Origin of the sequence: Microcoleus sp. MON1_C5 (assembly GCF_036701875.1) — a bacterium.
Lineage (GTDB): Bacteria > Cyanobacteriota > Cyanobacteriia > Cyanobacteriales > Microcoleaceae > Microcoleus.
Map to the genome: position 1 here is coordinate 60859 of NZ_JAUBRN010000009.1, position 18453 is coordinate 79311.

Consider the following 18453-nt stretch of genomic DNA (forward strand, 5'->3'; position numbering starts at 1 on the left):
TCGCCGGTGCGATCGTATGGGCGATCGGGAATTGGATCGACAGTCGATCGCCTGTACGGCTTAGCATTGGTATAATAGCTGCTGTCATCGCTGCGCCGCTTGGTACCGTCGCCCGTAAAAGTCCGCTTCACAGACTCAAAGAAATCGTCATCATCGTCATCCATCGCAAACGCGGAAACTTCCCGGCTCAAATCGTAAAGAGCATCCTGCAAATCCGAACCAACTTGGTCAACTCCGCGCTCATCATTGCGTTCCAAACTGTCTCGCAATTCCCGAATTAAAGTTTCAATTCGCTGGCGGCTTCTTTGAGCAAACTGCATTCCGCGATCGAGCGCAACTTCCCGCAACTGCCGCTCGGCTTGATAAGCTAAAGCTTCAGCGCGATTGCGTTTTTCCACCTTTTCGCGCTGCAACTTATCAGCTTGAGCAAACTGTTCCGCATCGCGAATCATTTGATTCACTTCCTGCTGAGTCAGCGTCGAAGCACCTTGCACAGTAATGCTTTGTTCCCTGCCGGTAGTTTTGTCCAAAGCAGTCACCAACAGCATCCCGTTAGCATCAATATCAAAAGCTACTTGCACCTGCGGAATCCCTCGCGGTGCCGGCGGAATTCCAGTTAGTTTAAACCGTCCCAAAGACTTATTATCTCTGCCTAATTCCCGTTCCCCTTGGATCACGTGAATTTCTACCACAGTTTGGTTGTTTTCAGCAGTCGAAAAAATGTCCGATCGCCTGACGGGAATAGTAGTATTGCGAGGAATCAATTTTTTCATCACCCCGCCGATAGTTTCCAAACCCAGCGACAGCGGCGTCACATCCAACAGCAGCACATCGCGGACATCTCCACCCAAAATACCCGCTTGAATTGCCGCACCCACCGCCACAACTTCATCGGGATTCACATTTTGATTGGGTTCTCGATCGATCAAACTGCGAACCACTTCCTGAACTAAAGGAATGCGAGTCGAACCGCCGACCAACACAACTTCATCAATGCGAGAAGGACTCAAGTTTGCATCAGCCAAAGCTTGTTTGACTGGCCGCCGCAGCCGCTGCACCAAATCTGTGCACAGCCCCTCAAATTGACCGCGAGTCAGCCGCGTTTCCAGATGCAAAGGCCCATCTTCATTCGCATCGATAAACGGCAAATTAATCTCCGTGACACCGACTCCCGACAGCTCAATCTTGGCTTTTTCTGCCGCTTCGATCAAGCGCTGCAAAGCTTGGCGGTTGCGACGCAAATCAATTCCTTCTTTTTCTAAGAATTGTTCTGCCAACCAGTCAACAATTTTAGAGTCAAAATCATTGCCACCTAATTGAGTGTCGCCGCTAGTTGCTTTAACTTCAAATACTCCGTCTCCCACGTCTAAAATCGACACATCAAAAGTACCGCCGCCCAAATCAAACACTAAAATAGTTTGACTTTCTCGCCTCTCCAAACCGTAAGCCAAAGAAGCCGCCGTCGGCTCATTTAAAATGCGCTTGACATCAAGTCCGGCAATTCGTCCCGCATCTCGCGTCGCCTGTCGCTGCGAGTCGTTGAAATAAGCGGGAACAGTAATTACAGCCCCCGTTACCTCTTGTCCCAGATAGCGGCTGGCTTCATCAGCCAGTTTCCGCAAAACCATCGCCGAAATTTCCTCTGGGGCAAAATCTTTTTTCAGGCGGGGACACTTGATTTTGATGTTCCCGTTTTCGTCGCGGCGAGTTGTGTACGGGACGCGCTTTGATTCTGGAGTCAGTTCGGTATATTTGCGTCCGATGTACCGCTTGACGGCGTAAAAGGTGTTTTGCGGGTTGAGAACAGTCTGGCGTCTGGCCATCTGTCCCACCAGGCGTTCTCCTTCCTTTGTGAAAGCGACTACCGAGGGAGTTGTCCGCATCCCTTCTGCATTGGCAATCACAACCGGTTTGCCGCCTTCCATGACGGCTACTACTGAGTTTGTTGTTCCGAGGTCAATGCCAACTACTTTACCCATGCGTCAGTTGTCTCCTGTGGCGTTGTGTGTAGCCTTTTCAATATAAGCGTTAAGTATGATTGCATTTATTGTACCGCGTCGAGAAGCGGGGGCTGCGGGGGGATTGCCTCACTTTGGTCAAGCGGCTGCGGTTGGCTGGCTGCGATCGCTCCCCTGGTGGATGTGCGAGATCCTGCGAGGAGTAGGAGTGTCAACTTGGGAAAGCCGTGTATGTCCATCTTTTGAGAGCCAAAAAAAGTTGAGAATTGATTAACTACTGCCTTTTGCTAAACTAAAAACAGCTAGCAGGATTGTTGAGCAAACAGGAACATAAAAATATGACTGTCAACTCTGTTCAAAATTCAGAAGCCTGTCAAGAACACTGGATCGTTGACGTGCAGCATACCAACTGCTGCATTGTGGGAGGTGGGCCTGCTGGTGCTGTTTTAGCATTACTTTTAGCGCGGCAAAACATTCCAGTCATGCTGCTAGAAGTTCACAAAGATTTCGATCGAGAATTTCGCGGGGATACGCTGCATCCCTCAGTAATGGAAATTATGGAGCAATTGGGTTTAGCAGCACAATTGCTGGAATTGCCTCATACAAAAATGCGCCAACTCACCATCCAAGCTGCTGGAAATACCGCCACACTCGTAGATTTAGCCTGTCTTAAAACCAAGTATCCTTACATCACTATCCTTCCCCAAGTCAAGTTTCTCGAATTCATCATTGCCGAAGCGCAGCGCTACCCCAGTTTTCAGCTAGTAATGGGAGCTAACGTACAAGAAACGATCGTAGAAAATGGGGTTGTGTGCGGAATTCGATACCGGGGACGCGGGGGATGGCATGAAGTGCGATCGACCCTCACTGTCGCTGCAGACGGTCGCTTTTCCCGCCTTCGCCAATTAGCAGGTTTTGAACCGATTAAAACTTCCCCGCCGATGGATGTCCTTTGGTTTCGTTTGCCGCGCAGTCCCCATGATGTCCAAGAGTTCGGCGTGGGAGGGCGAGCTGTTGGAGGTCATTTATTAGCCATAATTGACCGCTTGGATTATTGGCAACTCGGTTATATTATTCTCAAAGGCAGCTATCAGAAATTGCGCGACTCAGGAATAGAAGCTTTGCAAAAATCTGTTGCTGAATTAGCACCAGAATTTGCAGATAGGGTCGAGCAACTGAAAGATTGGTCGCAAATTTCTTTTCTGTCCGTTGAATCGAGTCGCCTTCCCCGCTGGTATCGTCCCGGTTTGGTCTTAATTGGGGATGCCGCTCACGTCATGTCGCCCGTAGGCGGTGTGGGAATTAACTATGCTATTCAAGATGCTGTCGTGGCGGCTAATGTACTCAGCGCGTCCCTGAAAAATAATCACTTGCATCTGTGGGATTTGGCAGAGGTGCAGCGACAGCGGGAGTTGCCTACACGCATCATTCAAGCATTTCAGTCGTTTGTACAGGAGCGAATTATTAAGGGGGCATTAGATACAAATCGACCGTTTACACCGCCACTTTTGTTGCAGTTACCAATTTTGCGAAATATTCCAGCGCGATTAATTGGTTTTGGATTAAACCGGGTTCAGGTGCGAAATCAATGAGATACACCTATACTTAAGTTATACCTATCATCAACATAGAGGTAGCCTGAAGGGCCGGATTAGAAGTATTGCAGTCACTTGGGCAATGGTGCAGAAGAACGGGACAGAACGCCTTTGTTGCGATCGGGTCAACAGGAAACTAAGCCGGGTAAATTCGGGATTTATGAAAATGTGATCCGTCCGGCATTTTACGGGATTTATGAAGTAACTAAGGCTAGCGTTGAAGTCTATCACCCGATCGAAGATAGGTATCAATTAGTTGCTGCAAATGAGCGCGGTCATTATCCCATTGAACCGTTAGGAGTGGAATTGGGAATTTGGCAAGGAAGGTATCAAAATGTTGAGTTACCTTGGCTGCGCTGGTGGGATAGTCAAGGGAATCTGTTGTTATCGGGATCTGAAAGAGCTCAACAAGAACAGCAAAGAGCCGATCGCGAACAAGAAAGAGCTCAACAAGCAGAAGACCAATTAGAGCAATTGCGGGCTCAGTTGCGATCGGCCGGAATAGAACCGGAATTGTGAATTGCCTGCAAGGGCGATCGCCCCCATCCCCAGCGATCGCACGTAAAAACTTTACAAGGGCGATCGGGAACATCGATCGCTCCTATTGAAGCTAAAATCGAACAACAACCCAAAATAAATCTATGGGACTCTTTGACAAGATTCGCGGCGAATTTGTCGATATCATCCAATGGTTGGACAATACCAGCGATACCATTGCCTATCGATTCGAGCGCCACCAAAACGAAATTAAACAAGGTGCTAAACTAACTGTACGGCCAGGACAAATAGCAGTCTTTGTCAGCGAAGGTCAAGTTGCCGATATCTTCGCTCCGGGAATGCACGAACTGTACACCCGCAACTTACCCGTTCTGGGCACCTTAAAAGGTTGGCCCTACGGTTTCAACTCTCCTTTTAAAGCAGAAGTCTACTTTTTTAACACCAAAATATTTACCAACCTGAGATGGGGAACCTCTAACCCTGTAATTATCCGCGATCCAGAACTCGGCCCAGTGAGAATGCGGGCTTTTGGCACATACAACATTAAAGTTTCCCATCCAGAACAACTCTTAAAACAACTAATAAGCACTGACGGACTATTTCAAGTAGATGAAATCACCGATCAACTCCGCAATACAATAGTCAGTGCCTTTGCCAATTGGGTTGGCAGTTCCCGCGTTCCCCTGCTGGACTTTGCAGCCAACTACACCCACATGGGCGAACAGGTGCGAGTTGCCATACAGCCAAGTATCCAGCAGTTTGGGTTAGAGTTAACTCAGCTATTAATTGAAAATATCTCGATGCCGCCTGAAGTTGAAGAAGCACTCGACAAACGAGCCTCGATCGGACTTCTGGGAAATATGCAGCAATATACCCAATATCAAGCTGCTAACGCTATAGAAGCATCTGCAAATAACCCTAGCGGCGGCAATCAAGCATTAGAATTTGGCATGGGAATGGCACTAGGTCAGCAAATGACAAATATGATGCAGCCGCCAGCATCGCAGACTCCGCCGCCACCTCCCCCGCCAATACAAACTCAGTGGTATATTGCCCAAAACGGTCAACAATCAGGCCCTTTTGAATTACATCAACTTCTGCAAAATGGTTTGACACATCAGGTAATGGTCTGGCGTGCGGGTTTTGACGGCTGGAAGTTAGCATCGCAAGTGCCGGAATTAGCATCTTTGTTGGCGACAGTACCGCCGCCTCCCCCGCCAGCCGCCGCCTAAAATTTTGCATATTTAGTTAATTGGTAATTGGTAATTGGTATGGTTTCCCGATTACCGATTACCAATTACATCACCACTTAACCATTATGAATACTTCTGAACCTGCTGTTAAACGTTTTCCCTGTCCTAGCTGCGGGGCTTATTTAGAGTTCAACCCCCAAGCAGGAAAGCTCAAGTGTGCTTACTGCGGCTGGCAGGATGCAATTCCCCAAACTGCTGAAGAGGTAAAGGAAAATTCTTACGAACAATATCTCCAACTCGATCGAACGGCCCTGGCAACTTTATCAACAACAGCCGTTGAAGTAAAATGCAATGATTGCGGAGCAAGTGTTACTTTTGAACCGCCGAAAGTAGCGGGTAAATGTCCATTTTGTGCTTCGCCAATTGTGACGCAACCTGCAAAGGCTAGCCCTAGCGTGCATCCAGAGGGAATTGTACCGTTTGAAGTTACTGATAAACAGGCCAGAGAAAGCATTCAGAAGTGGCTAAGCAACCGCTGGTTTGCTCCTTCTGCTTTGAAATCCCTAGCGCAACAGGAGAAAATTCAAGGGGTTTATTTGCCGTTTTGGACTTACGACACTTATACGGTTAGTTACTATCAAGGTTCTCGCGGAGAACACTACTACGTAACTGAAACTTATACGGAAACAAACTCCCAAGGCGAAACTGAAACTAAAACTCGCGAAGTGCAACATACCAGGTGGTGGCCTGCTTCTGGGAAAGTCGATCGCTTTTTTGACGATATTCTGATTCCCGCTACAACTTCAGTCGAGCGCCCCCGCCTGGATGCGTTAGAACCTTGGCATCTCAAGGAGTCGCTGCGCCCTTACAATTCATCTTATTTAGCTGGGTTTGAAGCGCAGCGATCGCAACTTTCTCTCACTCAAGGATTTGAATCTGCTAAAAATGTCATGGCTCCTACTATTCGCTCGGATGTTTGTAGGAATATTGGTGGCGACGAACAGCGGGTTCACAGCATTTCTACTGATTACAGTGGTATCACTTTTAAGCATATTTTGCTACCTGTGTGGCTGTGTGCCTATCGTTATCAAAACCAACGATATCAAGTAATGGTTAATGCACGCACCGCTGAAGTTCAAGGCGAACGTCCCTACAGTGTTTGGAAAATTACTGCTGCTGTTGTTAGCGGTGTCGTGCTTGCGGGTGTTATGTACCTATTGTTTACTGGTAATTGGAAATATATCCGTGTTCCCGGTTTGCCTCAACCCCAACCCCAACCCACTTCCCTACCTGTACCGCGCCCAAGTTTACCGCCAGTTCCTATTCCCTCTACCGCACCTGTACCGAGCCAAAAATTACCACCAGCGCCTGTTCCCTCTACCCCACCTGTACCGAGCCAAAAATTACCGCCAGCGCCTGTTCCCTCTACCGCACCTGTCCCCCCGAACAAAAAATTACCGCCAGCGCCTGTTCCCTCTACACTCTAGTAATTCTCGATGGAGCAGTCACCGGAGGCGGCGGAGGCATCGTCGTCGGTGTAGTAGTCGCGATCGATGTCAGTAAAATTAACTCAATTATTATTTTGTCCCAATCAATAAATTTAAGGTTAATCTACCTTAAGGAGTACACAACAGTGTTTTTAAGTATATTTTTTAAAACACCTAAATTAAAGAGTACAAGCTCTCTTTAATTTAGGTGTTGCTTTAAGGAAAGATTATGAGTACAGTAGATTTAATTGTACTGATGATTTTAATAAAAACCCATAGTATTTTCCTAAATGATATATAAACTACGAAATATCGATCTTGAAAAACTAGGAATGAACTGCAATTGATAGCATCTCAAACCTTTTGAAAAAGCGAAAAATTGTAAATATCTTGTGTCAACCACTCAAAAAATATTTAATTAGTACAACCAACGAACTTTTACTAACATAATTTTAGAATCACTTGTATGAATCAAAATCAAATTAAATGGTTGGCCGCCGCTCTAATGCTAATAGACCACATCGGATTGATGCTTGAAGCAGAACCCATGCGTATCATCGGCCGCCTCAGTTTTCCGTTGTTTAGTTGGGTATTTGCTCAAAACTGGAAACGACCGGGGGACAAAAATCCTCTAATTACTCGACTGATATTATTTGGGGTACTTTCTCAAATACCTCATATGTTACTTTTTGGCAATTTACAGTTAAACATCATGTTTAGCTTTGCCGTAGCAGCACTAACTTTGAGCTACATCCGACGCTTCGATCGCAAAATTGCAGTTTTAAGCACAGGTCTAGTAAGTGCTCAAATTTTAGGAGTGACTTACGGCTGGTATGCAGTGGCTTGCCCGCTATTGATGATTAGGTGGAAAGGAGGAGGATCTCGCCTTTGGTGGTTCGGCTGGACTATAGCAAATATCGGATATGCAATTAGTTGCAAAAGCTGGATTCAAATTTTCGCTATATTCACACCGCTAGTTCTGGCATACTACGATACCTCTAAAGACCAAAAACCCACGGCTCTCGAAAAAAGATTTTTCTATTATTTTTACCCACTACACCTTGGGGGGCTAGCGGCACTGCGAACAATGGTCTAAATAAGACTGGGGATTCTAATTAGTTCATTGTGGATTTTTTATTTAAACGAAGTACAACCGCGTCTCTGAGCGATCGCCCCCAGAAGAGCGCGATCGCTTTCCTGTAACTTGCTTTTACTCTGTCCACTCGCTGTTTTTCAGCCTCACTGATTTCTGGCAAATCATCTTGCCACTCGCGAAAGAATTGGTCGTCTTCAACCCACTCTATTTTGAATTTGGTTTCCCTATCGTACCTCGTGACATTTCTATCTTGAATTGTTGGTACCATAAATTTAAGCAATTCATCAAAATTCGCTGTTAATTTATGATAGCAATAATTGCTAAATTTCCGTTAATACTGAAGTATTGCGTCTTTTAAAACAGGACATCGCTGAATGCTGAATAACGATATTGCCCGCAGTTCGCTTAGTCCGGCAGGGGTTTAAACCCCTGCCTCAAAGCAAAAGTCCTCTGAAAGAGGACTAATGTATTCTTCAGTCCTCTTTCAGAGGACTTGCGCTATGAGACAGGGACTTTCAGTCCCTGGCGGACTTTCTGGCTAAGCCGACACCTCCAAGCACTGCCGTGTCCCTACAGATTTCCCAAAAAAATGTAACGAGTTGTAAAGTATAATTAAACCGAAGCGAACACAGAGGCCAAGTAGTATCAAATGCGAGTTGCGATCGCCGGAGCAGGCTTAGCAGGACTTTCCTGCGCTAAATATCTTACCGACGCGGGCCACACCCCCATCCTCCTAGAAAGTCGGGACGTACTCGGCGGCAAAGTAGCCGCCTGGAAAGATGCAGACGGCGACTGGTACGAAACCGGCCTCCACATCTTCTTCGGCGCATACCCGAATATGCTCCAACTATTCAAAGAACTTGACATTGAAGACCGGCTGCAATGGAAAGAGCACTCGATGATTTTCAATCAGCCGGAAACCCCCGGAACCTATTCCCGCTTTGACTTTCCCGACCTTCCGGCTCCCTTCAACGGCGTCGCAGCCATCTTGAGCAACAACGATATGCTCACCTGGCCGGAAAAAATCCGCTTCGGTATAGGTTTGATTCCGGCGATGCTTCAGGGCCAAAACTATGTCGAAGCAATGGACAAATACTCGTTTTCCGACTGGCTCAAAAAGCAAAACATCCCCCCCAGAGTCGAAAAAGAAGTATTCATCGCCATGTCCAAGGCGCTCAACTTCATCGACCCCCACGAAATCTCTGCAACCATACTGCTGACAGCCCTCAACCGCTTCTTGCAAGAGAAAAACGGCTCGAAAATGGCCTTTTTAGACGGTTCCCCCACAGAGAGGTTGTGTCAGCCGATGGTAGACTACATAACTGAGCGCGGCGGCGAAGTACGGCTGAATGCACCCATCAAAGAGTTTTTGCTCAACGATGACAACACGGTGCGCGGCTTCCACATTCGGGGAGTAAAAGGGGCAGAGTCAGAAATTCTGACGGCCGATATTTACGTTTCCGCGATGCCGGTTGACCCGCTCAAGTTGATGATGCCGAAACCTTGGGGCGAAATGGATTATTTCAAACAGCTCGAAGGCTTGGAGGGAGTACCCGTCATTAATGTACACTTGTGGTTCGATCGCAAGCTAACTGAAATCGACCATTTGCTGTTCTCGCGATCGCCCCTGCTGAGCGTCTACGCCGACATGAGCAACACCTGCCGCGAATATGCCAACCCAGACAAATCCATGCTGGAACTGGTTTTAGCACCGGCCAAAGACTGGATAGGCAAATCAGACGAAGATATCGTCGCAGCCACAATGGTCGAGTTAGAAAAACTCTTTCCCGATCAAATCCCAGAACCAGCCAAACTGCTCAAATATCACGTAGTCAAAACCCCTCGTTCCGTCTACAAAGCCACTCCCGGACGCCAGCAGTGCCGTCCCACACAAACAACTCCCATTAGCAATTTCTATCTAACGGGGGATTATACGATGCAGCGTTATCTTGCGAGTATGGAAGGTGCCGTGCTTTCTGGTAAGCTGACAGCGCAGGCTATTTCAACGGCCAATAACCAATGAAAAATTAAGAATTTTTCATAAAGACGTAAAAAATCTCCCGTTTTCTAAACGGGGGAAAATCAGTTCTAATCTTTAAATTTCTTATTCTCGGATGCTGCAACTGTCAAAACTCCAGTGCATGAGAACTCTGGCTTCTGTGGATGACTCTTACGAACTGTGCCGCCAAGTCACCGCGAGTTATGCCAAAAATTTTTATTTAGGCACTCAACTCATGCCCGAAGCCAAGCGTCGGGCGATTTGGGCGATTTACGTCTGGTGCCGCCGCACCGACGAACTCGTAGACGGGCCTGGTTCTGATGCAACGACCCCTGAAACCCTCAATCTGTGGGAAAAACGCCTAGAATCTGTGTTTGCCGGCCATCCTCACGACGACTACGACGTAGCTTTGGTGGATACGCTGTCTCGTTTCCCGATCGACATTCAGCCGTTTCGAGAGATGATTGCGGGCCAGCAAATGGACTTGTACCGCAGCCGCTACGAAACTTTTGAAGAGCTCAATCTTTACTGTTATCGAGTAGCGGGTACTGTAGGGCTGATGTCGATGTCTGTCATGGGTGTAGGCGAATCGAGCTCCGCTGCTAACTGGAATTGGCATTGGGGGAATAGAATTCCCAAAGAAGAAGCGATAGCCCTGGGTATTGCCAAGCAGTTGACTAATATTCTGCGCGATGTCGGAGAAGACGCCCGCCGCGGCCGCATTTACCTTCCCTTAGAAGACTTAGCCTTGTTTAACTACACCGAAGAAGATTTATTCAACGGTGTAATTGACAACCGCTGGCGGGAATTGATGCGGTTTCAAATTCAGCGAGCTCGCAAATTATACGCCAGCGCCGAACCGGGAATTAAAGTGCTCAGTCCCGATATCCGCTGGACAGTTTGGGCTGCTACTATGCTGTACAGCAGAATCTTAAATGCGATCGAACGCAATCAGTACGATGTTTTCCAGAAGCGGGCTTATGTTAGCAATTCTCAGAAACTGCTGTGTCTCCCCGCCGCTTGGATGAAGTCAAAAGTGCTTTAGCCGCAGGCAATTTTGCTGGCGATTCGGCAACGGGTAAGGGGTATTTGTCAAGTTACAAATTATATGATGTCCAGCAAATTGCATATGAGGTTTGTGGGGATGCGCTAGTGCCGTGTCCCTAACTTTGTTAGGTTAACTTAAGTCAATTTATAAGTCAAATTAGTGGAGTAGCGGGCGGAATTTTCAATTGGGCGATCGAACTTTCCAACAATTGCTTTTCCTGCTGGAGTTTTGCTTCTAAATTTTGAATTTGTTCTCGGCGGGCTTCAACTTCAATCAAGCGGCGAGACAATTCTTGACTCTGCAAAGTCAGAGATTGCCTCCAATCTTCTGCTTTCTGGGCTTCTTGCTGCAAAAAATCGGGAGTAAAGCCTGTTGTTAAATATTTCTCAACTAATTGTAGTACCCAGTTTGTAGCTGCTTGAATATTTACAACCTGGTTATTTTCGCCAATATCTGCTAATACTAGCATCCCTTCATTTAAAACATTAGGTGCAGAGTTAATTGGATTTTGAGCAAAATCTGGCGGTAGGGTCAAGACAGTTTCTTCAAAAAGCATAGCCCAAGTATCCTCAGCATTTTGGCAAGCCAGCAATTGCAGACTTATCTCACCTAAAATTTCCTGATTTTGTACTTGGGCTAAATATAACATGAGGGTAATAAGTGATTGCTTATTAGTTATTCATAACTGGTAATGGGTAAAAACAGCTATCCGTGTATCCGTGCATTCCGCGTCCTGCTATTGGTAATTGATAATTGTAGGATTTGCGATCTCGTCGGGGCGGGTTTTACAAACAATTTATGCTTGAAACTAACTATCTCGTAAACCCGCCCCGGCCACAGTCAACAGTCAACAGTCAACAGTCAACTCTTAAAACAACTTTAGCCGATCGCGCAAAATCTCAGCTTGTTTTTCGGCTTCCGCCAAAGCATCCCTCGCCCCCTGAACCACATCAGGAGTAGCCTTATCCACAAACTTCTGATTAGTCAAGCGCGCCGCAGTATGCTTAATTTCAGCTTCCACCTTGCTCAACTTCTTCTCTAATTTAGCACGCAAAGCGGCCAAATCCACGACCCCAGCCAGAGGAATCAATACTTGCACAGTACCGACAACCCCAGCAATTGACCCCCCTTGACCCCCATTACCAAGGGGGGATTCTGCATCCAAACTAGCAGTTACGGTCAGATTTTCGACTTTTGCCAAATCCTGAATGTAAACGCTTCCATCTGAGATTATTTGGCGTTCTTTCTCGCTTTCGCTTTGCAAAATCGCCGTCACCTTCACACTGGGTTTGATATCAGCATCGGCCCGCAAATTGCGAATAGTGCGAATTGTACCAAACAATAACTCAAATTGCTGTTCTAACTCGGGATCGATTAGCGAGATATCGGCTTCAGGATAAGCTTGCAAAGCCAAACATCGATCGTCACCTGTTTGAGTCAGAGTGTGCCAAATCTCCTCAGTAATGTGCGGCATAAAAGGATGCAGCAGTTTCAGAATACCTTCCAACACAAAAGCAAAAGTTTGCTGTGCCACTTTCTTAGAATTTGGTTCAGCATCCTGCTGCAAGCGAGACTTGACTAACTCAATATACCAGTCACAGAAATCGCCCCAGATAAACTCATAAAGTCCCTTCGCCGCTTCCCCCAAACCGTAATTTTCCAAACAATTGCGGCTTTCTTGCACAACTTGATAATAGCGAGACACAATCCAGCGATCGCACAATTCCAAACCACCTACCCCAGAAGGACTTCCCAACTGTTCCGGAGTCTGTCCCTCCAAATTCATCATCACAAACCTGGCCGCATTCCACAACTTATTCGTGAAGTTCCGGGAAGCTTCCACTGATTTCGATTCATCAGTTTTGCGATCGTACTCCATGCGAATATTTTGACCGGCCCCAACCACTTCCTTAACCAAAGTGTAGCGCAAAGCATCAGTACCGTACTTGCCAATCAACAGCAGCGGATCGATACCGTTGTTTTTACTCTTAGACATTTTCTGACCGTTTTCATCCAACACCAAACCGTGAATGTAAACAGTATCAAAAGGCATCTTTCCAGTAAAATGTCCGGCCATCATCGTCATTCTAGCAACCCAGAAAAAGATGATATCAAAACCTGTAACCAAAGTAGTTGTCGGATAGTAAAACTCCAAATCTTTAGTTTCGTCAGGCCATCCCAAAGTTGAGAAAGGCCACAAACCGGACGAAAACCAAGTATCCAATACGTCTGGATCTCTTGCTAGCTGCACCTCCTTACCAAATTTAGCCGTAGCTTTTTCCTTAGCTTCAGCTTCAGTTTTCGCAACTATAAAAGGTGTTGTATCAGTAATTTCTCCTTGGGTTTCGCTAACAGCATACCAAGCCGGGATTTGGTGTCCCCACCACAATTGTCTGGAGATACACCAATCCTTCAGCTTCACCAACCAATCGCGATAAACCTTTGTCCATCTGTCAGGAACAAAGACTGGTGAGTTACTTTGATCTAATGCTTCCAAAGCGCGTTGAGAAAGAGGGTCGATTTTCACAAACCATTGAGTAGATAGCAACGGTTCGACGGGAACTTTGCCGCGTTCGCTGTAGGGTACTGTATGCTTGTAATCTTCTATTTTAACCAAAACCCCGTCACTTTCTAACCGCTGCACCACATTTTTCCGGGCAACAAATCGGTCTTGTCCCTGGAACTCTCCGGCATTTTCATTTAAAGTGCCGTCCTTATTCATGATGTTAATAAACGGCAAATTGTGACGCTTACCCATCTCGAAGTCATTCGGATCGTGGGCGGGTGTCACCTTGACACAACCAGTTCCGAAAGTCGGATCGACAAACTCATCAGCAATGATTGGGATTTCGCGATTCACGATCGGCAAAGTCACAGTTTTACCGATAAGATGCTTGTAGCGATCGTCCTGTGGATTCACAGCCACCCCAGTATCGCCCAACATTGTTTCCGGCCGCGTCGTCGCCACCTCCAAATAACCAGAACCGTCCGTCAAAGGATAGCGGAAATGCCACAAATGGCCTTCAACTTCCTGCTGGTCTACCTCCAAATCCGACACAGCAGACTGACTCGCCGGACACCAATTCACCAAGTAATTGCCGCGATAAATCAGCCCCTCATCGTACAGACGGACAAACGCTTCTAAAACCGCAGCGGATAAGCCTTCATCCATCGTAAAGCGTTCGCGCGACCAATCAACAGACACGCCCAAACTGCGTAATTGATTAGTAATAGTATTGCCCGATTCCGCTTTCCACTCCCAGGCCCGTTCCAAAAATTTTTCTCGACCTAAATCGTGGCGAGTTTTGCCTTCTGCTTTGAGTTGCTTTTCGAGAATAGTTTGAACTGCGATGCTAGCATGATCCGTTCCCGGCAACCACAGCGTATTGCGTCCAGTCATGCGGTGATAGCGGACGAGGACATCAATCAGCGTCTCTTCAAAAGCGTGTCCCATGTGGAGGCTGCCGGTCACGTTGGGCGGCGGGATGACGACGCAGTAAGGTTCGCCACCTTTTTCGGGGTCAGCTTTGAAGGTTTGGTTGTCTTCCCAGTATTTTTGCCATTTGGCTTCGGTGGCTTGGGGGTCGTATTGGGGGGGTAGGTTTGCGGTCATGGTGCTTGAGAGTTTGATCTTATTTAGATTGTGCCATAGAAGGGAGGAGAAGAGTTTTGAACCGCATCGGCGTCAGAGGCAGAGGGAAGAGCGATATTCAATGCGGGGCGGGTTTACGTTAAAATCAAGGTAAAATTAAAAGGTTTGATGGCATTATGAATGTAGCAGCACTTCGACATCAAATCGATCGATGGCTCGATCGACTCTCTCCAGAACATCTGGCATTAGTTGCGAGTTTTATAGAGTTTCTAAGCCAAAAGCAACGTCAGGGGGTAATCATTTCGCAAAATAATCTGCCAGAGGTTTTCTCAGCAGAAATCCAAGAGATGCCTCCTGCTAATTCTTTTAGTATTCCAGAACCCTCAGAAATTGACGGAGAGGGCCAATCTAAAGCAGCGCTTCTACAAGATTTTCGGCAAGCTTGGCACGAAGCCATGACTGGGCAAACCATTTCGGTTGCTCAAATGTGGGAAGGAATTGAAAATGACTGACTTGCCCTTAATTCAAGTTATAGTTTCACCAACCTTCAATCGCAATTTACGCACTCTTGCAAAAAAATACCGCAGCATTCGCAATGATATTCAACCCATTATCGAACAACTCACACGGGGAGAACTGCCAGGAGATCGAATTGCTGGAGTGGGTTATGCAGTCTTCAAGTTGAGAGTCCGAAATAGCGACACTCAAAAAGGTAAAAGTGGTGGATACCGTTTAATTTACTACGTCCAAACAGCAACGGGAATCATTTTGCTGACCCTTTACACCAAATCAGAACAAGTCGATATTGCAGCAGAGGATATTCAGAACATTATTACAGAATACGAGCAGCAGAGCGAAGATCGAGAGGATATCTAAGAGTTGGGGAATCTTGCGCCGTCGAATATGAGGTTTCGACATCTTCAGTGGTAAAATCCTTTTAATATCTTATTTGACAGAAATCCCTAATCCACAACCCGCCTTCTCTGGGAGAAAGCCACGATTTTGCCGATCGACCGTTTTTTTGCATTAGTCCTACTGGTAAGCTGTTGGGCATTTAAAAGACTATAGTAGGGTGCGGAGCGTACATAAGCGTTTCCCTTGAAAGCGTAAGTGTTATAACTGACGCACCCTACAAGCCTCGTTAGTGTTTTAAATGCTCCACAGCTTAAAACAAATTGCAATAATTATGAATCGCAATGAATAACAGTTATCAAACTCCAGGAATTGCGTTTTTTGTTCTCAAACTCAAACAAAAATTTCTAGTTTGTAGGCGGGATTTAACATCGTATAGCAACACGGGCGACTGCTATACCTCGATTACTTCACCTCCTTATAATCAACTCCATAACTCGTATCTCTCCCCGACAAATACGTAGTTTTCCCGGTTAAAGTCTCCAGAGTTTTTTTCGTTTCAGCCGAAGTAATCGAATTCAGAGGTACGCCGAACTTGCTAGCCAAACCAGCCGCCACGCCCACACCTTGTCCTTGATAAATATTCACCGTCGCAATTCGCCCGACGGATACAGCCATACCGACATAACCGGACGATCGCCCGACAATGGCTAAATTCTTGACTTTGCTAGCCAAAGCACTTTCTATCCCGAAATTATAGACTGGCAGCGGCGGAATTCTGGCAGATAAATTCTTGACTCCGCCCCGCATATCGAAATCGTAGGAAAAACTGCCGATCGACTTTTCGGGTACTGTTCCTCCTTTGATAATCTCCTTCCCCGTCAGGGGATCTATCACATCGCGAACGTTCAAAGTTTGCCTGATATAAATCTCGTCTGGAAGAAATACTCTCACATCTTTACCAGACTTCTTTTGTAGCCAGTGTTGGAGATGTGACATTTCTTTAATCATTTCAGGAGTCGGTTTTCTGCCGTTAGCTTCCATCTTCATGATTTGGTGAACTTGGTATTTAAACAAAAACCCGTTCCAGGAGAGTACATTTTTGTTATAAACGCAGACATTGCCTTTATCAAAAAAGAATCCTTTATTTTGACTAAAGGGCAGATTTCTGTCTATGTGATACGCTGCGCCTATGGCTACGCTTCTGATATCGTAGCCGTCTGTATATGGCTGATAAATCGTACTCCAAAAATTCCTCAGCCAGAATTTTGTACTAGCCGGATCTTTAGATTTCATAATGCTTTCTTTGATCTTTTTTACCAAAGGCCGATTGTAGAGAATTTCATCTTCTATGCTGCGGAATTCGGACATCGTTATACCTGTAATTCTCGGAACTACAGAGACTGCTAAAGTTTCATTCTTTGATTTTATATTTTGAGATTCATATCCTGTATAATAAGATAATCCGGCTTTTCTAGCCAATTCTGCGTCTTGAGTTACGTCAATAAAAGAGTTGGCTTTAATTTTTAGAGTGCTGCCTTTTACTTGGGCATATTCAATTTTTTTATCTACGACGTGGGGAGTAAGAGTTGAGTTGGAAATAACTCTGACTTTTGCTGCTGAAAGCATTTGCCTGAGAGCTCGATCTGCCTTTTTTGGATCTAAGCAAGATTCGCGCGCATCCGCTTTATCTAAGAATTCCTTAAAACATTGGGCGTAGGGTTGGCGATACCAACCGGGGATTTTATCTAAATCGATGTAAGCTAAACCGCCGCGGGTGAGTAAGCCGCCCAAAGGATCTCTTCCGTAGTTCGATCGCACGATCGCAACTTTGCCCTTTGCGCCTAAAGTTTTCTTAGCCCATATCGCCGCACATATCCCCGGTACTTCATCACCATATACTACTACATCAAACTTTTGCTCCGGTGATTTTTTGGGAACTACCGGAGGCGGGCTGCTGGGTTTTTGCGGCAGATTTCCAGCGTCTAAGGTAGCACTTGCTGGGTCTCTATTTGCGATATAATTTTCTATCTCTCTGAAACCTGGATAATTAAGTAAAAGTTTTAGGGCGGCAAAGATGATTGCAATTGAAGCTAATTTCTTAAAAGTAGAGAGCATTCAGTTGACTCGTTTGTAAATTTGCATTACCTGAAAGCACAGTTCAGGGTTGACGGAATTGAATATAGCACGTTTAGATAATTTCGACACAAGTTTAACTTTTCCGGGAACCGTGGTAAACGAATCTTCTCAACCCAAACCTGGTGATGCTGTCCTTGGCAGCCAAAATGCTACAATTACATCTATCACCAATTTAAACATAAAAAACATGACTTTTGAGGCGGTTTTAAATCTTGTTAAGCACTTGTCTCTAGCCGAAAAGTTACGATTGATTAAGTGGATTGTTCCTGAAATAGAACGAGAATTAGTTGTTCGGCCCGCTCCCCGCAAATCATTGTGGGGTTTATGTGCTGACTTGGGGATTGCACCTTCTGCCGCTGATATAGATGAAGCTCGCAGCGAAGAATGGGCGAATTTCCCAAGGGAGGATTTCTAATGCTGCGTGCTGTAGCTGATACTCATGCTGTTATCTGGTATATCTTTGCCGATTCACGACTTTCGGTGACTGCTAGAACGACAATAGAAGATATAGCTGCCGAAGGAAATCAGGTGGCTTTTTCATCAATTACATTAGCAGAAATTGTCTATCTGAGCGAGAGAGGGCGGATTAATTCAACTACTCTCGATCTATTATTGAGAGAAGTTGAGAGCGATGATGCCTTATTGGTTGAAATTCCTTTCGATCGCAATATAGCTTTGACTTTAAGGCAAGTTGACCGATCGCAAATTCCCGATTTACCCGATCGCATTATTGCTGCTACTGCTTTGTATCTTAATGTACCCGTTATTAGTCGCGATCGCCGGATTCAATTATCTAGTATAGACACAATTTGGTAAATCTGAGTCACTCGGCGCAAGTTTAAATTTTCCGGGAACTGTTGTTAGCGGTTTTGCCTGTGTTACTGGTTTGGGAGGGCTATTGATGAGGGTAAGGATGGGGGGTGCGATCGCATCTCAGATATCTGGTGTCGGGAAGGGCGATCGGCTACAATAATTTAAGAACAACAATTGAGTCAC

The 18453-nt window shown here is 46.0% G+C and carries 16 protein-coding genes and 1 pseudogene; 12 read left to right on the forward strand and 5 right to left on the reverse strand.

Going from position 1 to position 18453, the window contains the following annotated elements:
- The coding region (gene dnaK, locus QUA71_RS06600) for a molecular chaperone DnaK (RefSeq protein ID WP_333283468.1) at positions 1 to 1979 on the reverse strand (1979 nt) is incomplete at its 3' end.
- A gap of 55 nt (positions 1980 to 2034) precedes the next feature.
- Between dnaK and QUA71_RS06605 the strand changes: the two genes are divergently transcribed.
- The 6 genes and pseudogenes from QUA71_RS06605 to QUA71_RS06630 all read left to right on the forward strand — a co-directional run bounded on the left by QUA71_RS06605 (position 2035) and on the right by QUA71_RS06630 (position 7827).
- A complete protein-coding gene (locus QUA71_RS06605; RefSeq protein WP_333283470.1) occupies positions 2035 to 2232 on the forward strand; it encodes a hypothetical protein in 198 nt (65 codons plus the stop codon).
- 64 nt (positions 2233 to 2296) lie between these two features.
- Complete coding sequence (locus tag QUA71_RS06610; RefSeq protein ID WP_333283471.1) at positions 2297 to 3550, forward strand: FAD-dependent oxidoreductase; 1254 nt, start codon at positions 2297 to 2299, stop codon at positions 3548 to 3550.
- Positions 3551 to 3631: 81 nt separating this feature from the next.
- Positions 3632 to 4072, forward strand: a pseudogene (locus QUA71_RS06615) (Uma2 family endonuclease); the annotation flags it as partial.
- Positions 4073 to 4194: 122 nt separating this feature from the next.
- Entirely contained in the window at positions 4195 to 5283 is a 1089-nt protein-coding gene (locus QUA71_RS06620; protein ID WP_333283473.1) for an SPFH domain-containing protein, read from the forward strand.
- A gap of 86 nt (positions 5284 to 5369) precedes the next feature.
- Positions 5370 to 6731 carry a hypothetical protein gene (locus QUA71_RS06625; RefSeq protein WP_333283475.1) on the forward strand — a complete coding sequence of 454 codons (1362 nt, stop codon included), beginning with the start codon at positions 5370 to 5372 and terminating at the stop codon, positions 6729 to 6731.
- Positions 6732 to 7197: 466 nt separating this feature from the next.
- The gene (locus tag QUA71_RS06630) at positions 7198 to 7827 is read left to right on the forward strand and encodes a TraX family protein (protein ID WP_006632783.1); all 630 of its coding nucleotides are present in this window, start codon (positions 7198 to 7200) and stop codon (positions 7825 to 7827) included.
- 19 nt (positions 7828 to 7846) lie between these two features.
- Here the strand turns inward: QUA71_RS06630 and QUA71_RS06635 are convergent, their stop codons facing one another.
- Positions 7847 to 8095, reverse strand: coding sequence for a hypothetical protein (locus QUA71_RS06635; protein WP_333283478.1), 249 nt, complete (start codon positions 8093 to 8095; stop codon positions 7847 to 7849).
- A gap of 381 nt (positions 8096 to 8476) precedes the next feature.
- Here QUA71_RS06635 and pds point away from each other — a divergent pair, with 381 nt between their 5' ends.
- Together pds and crtB are read left to right on the forward strand one after the other, a co-directional pair.
- Positions 8477 to 9850, forward strand: coding sequence for a 15-cis-phytoene desaturase (gene pds, locus QUA71_RS06640; protein WP_333283480.1), 1374 nt, complete (start codon positions 8477 to 8479; stop codon positions 9848 to 9850).
- A gap of 91 nt (positions 9851 to 9941) precedes the next feature.
- Positions 9942 to 10871 (forward strand): 15-cis-phytoene synthase CrtB, encoded by a 930-nt coding sequence (gene crtB / locus QUA71_RS06645; protein WP_333283482.1) that lies wholly within the window; start codon positions 9942 to 9944, stop codon positions 10869 to 10871.
- Positions 10872 to 11025: 154 nt separating this feature from the next.
- On the opposite strand, the gene QUA71_RS06650 is transcribed toward crtB, so the two are convergent.
- On the reverse strand, positions 11026 to 11523 hold the full coding sequence (locus tag QUA71_RS06650; RefSeq protein ID WP_333214535.1) for a hypothetical protein: 498 nt from the start codon (positions 11521 to 11523) through the stop codon (positions 11026 to 11028).
- A 219-nt stretch (positions 11524 to 11742) separates the two neighbouring features.
- Positions 11743 to 14487, reverse strand: a complete 2745-nt coding sequence (locus tag QUA71_RS06655) for a valine--tRNA ligase (RefSeq protein ID WP_333283484.1) — start codon at positions 14485 to 14487, stop codon at positions 11743 to 11745.
- A 155-nt stretch (positions 14488 to 14642) separates the two neighbouring features.
- On the opposite strand from QUA71_RS06655, the gene QUA71_RS06660 reads away from it, so the two are divergent.
- Together QUA71_RS06660 and QUA71_RS06665 are read left to right on the forward strand one after the other, a co-directional pair.
- Positions 14643 to 14978: a hypothetical protein gene (locus QUA71_RS06660; RefSeq protein WP_333025783.1), complete on the forward strand. Its 336-nt coding sequence runs from the start codon at positions 14643 to 14645 to the stop codon at positions 14976 to 14978.
- The gene (locus tag QUA71_RS06665; protein WP_333283486.1) at positions 14971 to 15342 is read left to right on the forward strand and encodes a type II toxin-antitoxin system RelE/ParE family toxin; all 372 of its coding nucleotides are present in this window, start codon (positions 14971 to 14973) and stop codon (positions 15340 to 15342) included. The genes QUA71_RS06660 and QUA71_RS06665 overlap by 8 nt, the downstream gene beginning before the upstream one ends.
- A 441-nt stretch (positions 15343 to 15783) precedes the next feature.
- On the opposite strand, the gene QUA71_RS06670 is transcribed toward QUA71_RS06665, so the two are convergent.
- Positions 15784 to 17436 (reverse strand): FAD-dependent oxidoreductase, encoded by a 1653-nt coding sequence (locus tag QUA71_RS06670; protein WP_333283488.1) that lies wholly within the window; start codon positions 17434 to 17436, stop codon positions 15784 to 15786.
- A 58-nt stretch (positions 17437 to 17494) separates the two neighbouring features.
- On the opposite strand from QUA71_RS06670, the gene QUA71_RS06675 reads away from it, so the two are divergent.
- Together QUA71_RS06675 and QUA71_RS06680 are read left to right on the forward strand one after the other, a co-directional pair.
- The gene (locus tag QUA71_RS06675) at positions 17495 to 17872 is read left to right on the forward strand and encodes a hypothetical protein (RefSeq protein WP_333283490.1); all 378 of its coding nucleotides are present in this window, start codon (positions 17495 to 17497) and stop codon (positions 17870 to 17872) included.
- Positions 17872 to 18273, forward strand: coding sequence for a type II toxin-antitoxin system VapC family toxin (locus tag QUA71_RS06680; RefSeq protein ID WP_333283491.1), 402 nt, complete (start codon positions 17872 to 17874; stop codon positions 18271 to 18273). The genes QUA71_RS06675 and QUA71_RS06680 overlap by 1 nt, the downstream gene beginning before the upstream one ends.
- The last annotated feature ends 180 nt before the right edge of the window (positions 18274 to 18453 follow it).